This window comes from Mycobacterium sp. TH-M106 (assembly GCF_057473765.1).
The window spans coordinates 1-5,245 of record NZ_JBYCLE010000011.1 but is presented as its reverse complement, the minus strand read 5'-3'; the positions used below and the strand labels follow the sequence as shown (position 1 = coordinate 5,245).

Below are 5,245 nucleotides of genomic sequence, written 5' to 3'. Positions count from 1 at the left end.
GAGCGTTGGTCCGAGTGGCGGAATGGCAGACGCGCTAGCTTGAGGTGCTAGTGCCCTATTACTGGGCGTGGGGGTTCAAGTCCCCCCTCGGACACCCGACTGAGGCGAGCGAAATGAACGCTCGCGTTCATTTCCGAGGCGGCGCAGCCGTGACCACACATCCGGCGACACGAAGACGCCCCACACAGGCGACCTCGGTCGTAGGCTGAACAGGTACATGAACCGACCGGGCGGCTTCCTTCGGCACAGTTCGGCAGCCACGTTTCGTGACCGCCGGGCAGCGGGTCGCGCGCTGGCGGCCGAGCTGTCGGCCTATTCGGCCCAGCGCGGCCGGGACGACGTGCTGGTGCTGGGCCTGGCGCGGGGCGGGGTCCCCGTCGGCTGGGAAGTCGCCGCCGCATTGCACGCCCCGCTGGATGTTTTCCTGGTCCGCAAGCTGGGCGTGCCGCAGTGGGACGAGCTGGCGATGGGCGCGCTGGCCAGCGGCGGGCAGGTGGTGATGAACGACGACGTGGTCTCCAGCCTGAAGATCACCGACGCGGCGGTGCGGTCCGTGATCGACCGCGAGACGGCCGAGTTGCATCGACGCGAGCAGGCATACCGCGGCGGCCGGCCCGCCGCCGACCCGCACGGCAGAATCGTCATCCTCGTCGACGACGGCATCGCCACCGGTGCCAGCATGCTGGCGGCAGTGCGGGCGGTCCAAGCGGGACATCCGGCGTCGACCGTCGTCGCGGTCCCGGTCGGTCCGGCGTCGGCGTGCCAAAAGATCGCCCAGGAAGCCGACGACGTCGTGTGTGCGGCCACTCCGGTGGCGTTCGATGCCGTCGGGCAGGCATACGTCGATTTCCATCAGGTCAGCGACGACGAAGTCCGTGACCTCCTGGCCACACCGACCACCGACGGCGGTCGTCCCGACTAGCCCTCGGCGAGCCCGGTCAGTCCGGCCTGAGCGGGGTGCCGTGGTCGTCGCTGACGGCGGTGTCCTCGACGTCGGAGCCGGCTTGCTCGGCCAAGGCGGAGTCACCGGCGGGCTCTTCAGCCTGGTCGTCGGGCTCCGCCTCACCGGCTTCATCGGCTTCATCGGCTTCATCCACTTCATCGGCTTCATCGGCCACATGATCGGCCTCATCGAGATGATCGACGTCTTCCGCCGCCGGCTCAGCCTCACCTGGCGCCGCCGCCGGCCCGTGACGACGACGTTCGGCCAGCGCGTCCACGATCAACAACAGCACGCCCAGCACACTCGCGCCGATGCACACCCAAGCCACCAGCGCATTGCTGGTGACCACGGCGAACACCAATGCGGCAAGACCTATCACCGCCAGCACCAACGCAATGATCAGCATCGGTCAACCTCCAGCCGACTGGCACACTCCGCGCTCACCGGCCCAGTTCAGTTACTGCCCCGACTGAAATGGTTGAATCCACCGCCGTCGCTGCTGGTGCTGGAGTCAACCGGCGCGGCCGAACCTCGCTGCCCCAGTTCCTCGAGCTGAGACTCCAGGTAGGTCTTGAGCCGGGTGCGGTACTCGCGTTCGAAGGTGCGCAGTTGCTCCAGCCGTCCCTCCAGCACGGTGCGCTGCTGATTGATCGTCCCCATGATCTCGGAGTGCTTGCGTTCCGCGTCGGCCTGCAGTGCGTCGGCTTTCTCCTGGGCCTGACGCAGCTGGGTCTCCGAGCGGGCTCGCGCGTCGGCGAGCATCGCATCGGCCCGGTGGCGGGCTTCGGCGACGATCTGCTCAGCGTTGGCGCGGGCGTCGGCCATCAGTTTCTCCGACTCGGCCCTGGCGGTGTCGGTCAGCCGGTCGGCGGTGTCCTGGGCCAAGCTCAGCACTCGGGCGGCCTTGAGCTGCTGCTCCTCGACGGACACCCCGGCGGCAGGCGGCGGTGCGACCGGCTGTGGCACCGGTGCCGGTTCGGGCTCGTAGAGCGGAATGGCGGGCGCGGCCTGCGGTCCCCCGCCGGCGCGGGCAGCAGCCAACTCCTGGTCGAGCTCGTTCACCCGTTGGCGAAGGTCGGAGTTCTCCTCGACGAGCCGGGTCAACTCCGCCTCGACCAGGTCGAGAAATGCGTCGACCTCGTCTTCGTTGTAGCCGCGCTTACCGATCGGTGGCTTGCTGAACGCCACATTGTGCACGTCGGCTGGTGTCAGTGGCATTGTCTGCCCCCTTGAACTCTGGACGGTAGCACCGCTCGGAGAATACGCGAGCCATGCCGTAACTGCTGTCCATCCTGTCACATCAGACGCGTCGGTCGGCAACCGTATTGAAATTAAGAATTAATTTCAAATCGGTACCACAGAAATCTCGTTAAGCAAACAGGCCAAGCCCGATCCCCGGACCACGCTGCTGAGCCCGCTCATCGAGCGGCGTGCTCCTCAGCCCACTTGCCGCAGGGCTAGCTCCATACCGACGAACGCCACCAGCAGCAGCACCATAATCGAGAAGTCCAGGCGCACCGCGCCGATGGTCAGTGGCGGTATCAGTCGGCGCAACAGCTTCACCGGCGGGTCGGTAAGGCTCAAGATGACCTCGAGGATCACCACGGTGGCGCCCCGCGGGTGCCAGTCCCTGCTGAACGAGCGGATGAACTCGACGACGATGCGGGCAATCAAGAGCAGCCAGAACATGAACAACGCGATACCCAGGATTTCGAAGAACAGCGCCAACGGAGCCCGACCTTACTGATGAGGGTGTGCCAGGAGCAGCGTCAGCCTACCGGCCCGCGTGGGCCGCCCACAGTGGGCTTTGTGCCAGGCTGCTCACCAGCTGGTCACCGGTATGCATAGAAGCCGGTCTCGGCGATCCGGCGACGCTGCTCCGGGGACACGTCGACGTCGGCCGGCGACAGCAGGAATACCTTGGTGGCGACCTTGTCGAAGGATCCGCGCAGCGCGAAGGCCAGTCCGGCCGCGAAATCGACCAGCCGCTTGGCGTCGGAATTGTCCATCGACACCAGATCCATGATCACCGGCGTGCCGTCCCGGAACCGCTCGCCGATGGTGCGGGCTTCGCTGTAGTCCTTGGGGCGAAGTGTGGTGATCTTCGACAGCGGGCTGCCTTCGTCGAACAGCATCGCCATTCGGCGCGGGTCCATCGCCAGCGCGCCGCGGGTCGCACCCCGCAGCGACGCGAAACGCGGCCGCTCGAATTCGCGGGGCCGCAATCGGGGTTCGTCGTCGTAGCCGGCTTGGAACCCCCCCCGGTAGCTGCCCGGCGGGTCTTCGTAGTCGCGGTCCTCGAAGCGGTTCTCGTATCGGCCGTAACCGTCGTCGGAGAACCGTTCTCCGCGGCGGGTATAACCGCGCGACGGAGCACGGTCGTCGTCGTAGTAGTACTCGTCGTCGTAGTCCTCCATCGGAGCCATCCCGAAGTAGGCCTTGACCTTGTGCAGTGTGCTCATCGTTGGACCCTTCTAGCCTTCTGGCGATCTCGCGTCTGTGATGAAGATGTGACTGAAGTGACTACTCACGGTGACGGTAGCGGTCATGGGCGCATTAGTGCGGTACCGACACGCGCACACGTCACATCGGGTTTCACCGCCCGGCCAATTTGCGGGTCCGGCTGGTTCATTCCAGCCAGACCAGCGAGGCGAGTCGGCCGGTGCAGACGTCGCGACGATAGCTGTACAGGTCTGGATCTGCCACCGTGCAGCGCGGGTCGACATCGATGGCGGTGACGCCCAAAGCCTGCAGCTGGCAGCTGATTCCGGCCCGCAAATCCAGTCCTGGGGTGCCCGCAGCGGTGGTGGTGCGACTGCCCGGGAGCGTCTCCTCGACGGCGTCGGCCATCGCCTCGGGCACCTCGTAGTTGCGGCCGCTGACGGCCGGGCCCAGCAGCACCGAGACATCCGGCGGGTGCGCGCCGAGGGCCAGCATCGTCTCCAGGGCGCGGGCCACCACCCCGCGCTGCGCGCCGACGCGCCCGGCGTGCACCGCGGCCACCACCCCGGCGCGCGCATCGGCCATCAACACCGGCACGCAGTCGGCGGTCACCACCACCAGGGCCAGCCTAGGCACGTTGGTCACCAGCGCATCGGTGCCCAACGTGCCACCGACCGCGGTGCTATGTGGCCCGTCGACCACCTCGACCCGGTCGCCGTGCACCTGGTTCATCCACACCAGGCGGTCGGCGGAGAGCCCTATCGCCGCTGCCAGCCGGGACCGGTTGGCCGCCACCGCAGCAGGGTCGTCGCCGACGTGGTCGCCGAGGTTGAACGTGTCGAACGGGGGTGCCGAAACGCCGCCCGCCCGCGTGGTCGTCACCCGGCGAATACGAAAGCTCACGATCTACTCCGGCTTCCCCGGCCGGGCGCGCAACGGATCAGCGACGCATGAAGGGAGGGATGTCGACGTCGTCGTCCTCGTCGTCCCCGCCACCGCCGACACTGACCGTCGCACCATTGGTCGGCGTCGGCACGCTGACGGCATCGACCGGTTCGAACAGTGCCGAGGTGACCCTACCTGCTTTCCCGGCGGCGATCGAGTGACCGGCACCGACCGACGCCGACGTGCGACCGGAGCCGGCGGCGTCGAAGCCGGCCGCGATCACGGTGACCCGCACCTCGTCACCCAGCGAGTCGTCGATGACGGTACCGAAGATGATGTTGGCCTCAGGGTGGGCAGCGTCCTGGACCAGCGAGGCGGCCTCGTTGATCTCGAACAGGCCCAGATCGCTGCCGCCGGCAACCGACATCAGCACACCCTGGGCACCTTCCATGGACGCCTCCAGCAGCGGTGAGTTGATCGCGATCTCGGCGGCCTTGAGCGCCCGGCCGTCGCCGCGAGCCGAGCCGATGCCCATCAGCGCGGTGCCGGCACCGCTCATGATGCCCTTGACGTCGGCGAAGTCGACGTTGATCAGGCCGGGCGTGGTGATCAGGTCGGTGATGCCCTGCACGCCGTTGAGCAGTACCTCGTCGGCGCTGCGGAATGCGTCCATCAACGACACCGCGGCATCGCCCATTTGCAGCAGCCGGTCGTTGGGAATCACGATCAACGTGTCGCAACTTTCCCGCAGCCCGGCGATGCCGGTTTCGGCCTGGTTGCTGCGCCGCTTCCCCTCGAACGAGAACGGGCGGGTGACCACGCCGACCGTCAGCGCCCCCAGCTTGCGCGCGACGGAGGCGATGACCGGAGCACCGCCAGTACCGGTGCCGCCGCCCTCGCCGGCGGTGACGAACACCATGTCGGCACCGCGCAGCAGCTCTTCGATCTCGTCCTTGGCGTCCTCGGCGGCCTTGC

The 5,245-nt window shown here is 67.5% G+C and carries 6 protein-coding genes, 1 tRNA gene and 1 pseudogene; 2 read left to right on the top strand and 6 right to left on the bottom strand.

All coding sequences use genetic code 11. The features are described 5' to 3' along the window. The first annotated feature begins 8 nt into the window (after positions 1–8). Both AC2VOP_RS00375 and AC2VOP_RS00370 read left to right on the top strand, forming a co-directional pair. Positions 9–94: transfer RNA gene (locus AC2VOP_RS00375), tRNA-Leu, on the top strand. A gap of 117 nt (positions 95–211) precedes the next feature. Continuing rightward, a pseudogene (locus AC2VOP_RS00370) lies at positions 212–922 on the top strand (phosphoribosyltransferase); the annotation flags it as partial. Between the two features lie 16 nt (positions 923–938). Here the strand turns inward: AC2VOP_RS00370 and AC2VOP_RS00365 are convergent. The 6 genes from AC2VOP_RS00365 to ftsZ all read right to left on the bottom strand — a co-directional run. Further along, positions 939–1,349, bottom strand: a complete 411-nt coding sequence (locus AC2VOP_RS00365) for a DUF308 domain-containing protein (protein WP_486959120.1) — start codon at positions 1,347–1,349, stop codon at positions 939–941. A 47-nt stretch (positions 1,350–1,396) separates the two neighbouring features. After that, positions 1,397–2,161 carry a DivIVA-like cell division protein Wag31 gene (wag31, locus tag AC2VOP_RS00360; RefSeq protein ID WP_486959119.1) on the bottom strand — a complete coding sequence of 255 codons (765 nt, stop codon included), beginning with the start codon at positions 2,159–2,161 and terminating at the stop codon, positions 1,397–1,399. A gap of 219 nt (positions 2,162–2,380) precedes the next feature. Beyond that, positions 2,381–2,671 (bottom strand): YggT family protein, encoded by a 291-nt coding sequence (locus AC2VOP_RS00355; protein ID WP_486959118.1) that lies wholly within the window; start codon positions 2,669–2,671, stop codon positions 2,381–2,383. Positions 2,672–2,775: 104 nt separating this feature from the next. After that, positions 2,776–3,405 (bottom strand): cell division protein SepF, encoded by a 630-nt coding sequence (locus tag AC2VOP_RS00350; protein WP_486959117.1) that lies wholly within the window; start codon positions 3,403–3,405, stop codon positions 2,776–2,778. Positions 3,406–3,571: 166 nt separating this feature from the next. Continuing rightward, the gene (pgeF, locus tag AC2VOP_RS00345) at positions 3,572–4,288 is read right to left on the bottom strand and encodes a peptidoglycan editing factor PgeF (RefSeq protein ID WP_486959116.1); all 717 of its coding nucleotides are present in this window, start codon (positions 4,286–4,288) and stop codon (positions 3,572–3,574) included. Between the two features lie 37 nt (positions 4,289–4,325). Further along, positions 4,326–5,245, bottom strand: a 920-nt coding sequence (gene ftsZ, locus AC2VOP_RS00340; RefSeq protein WP_486959115.1) for a cell division protein FtsZ, incomplete at its 5' end; no start/stop codon positions are given.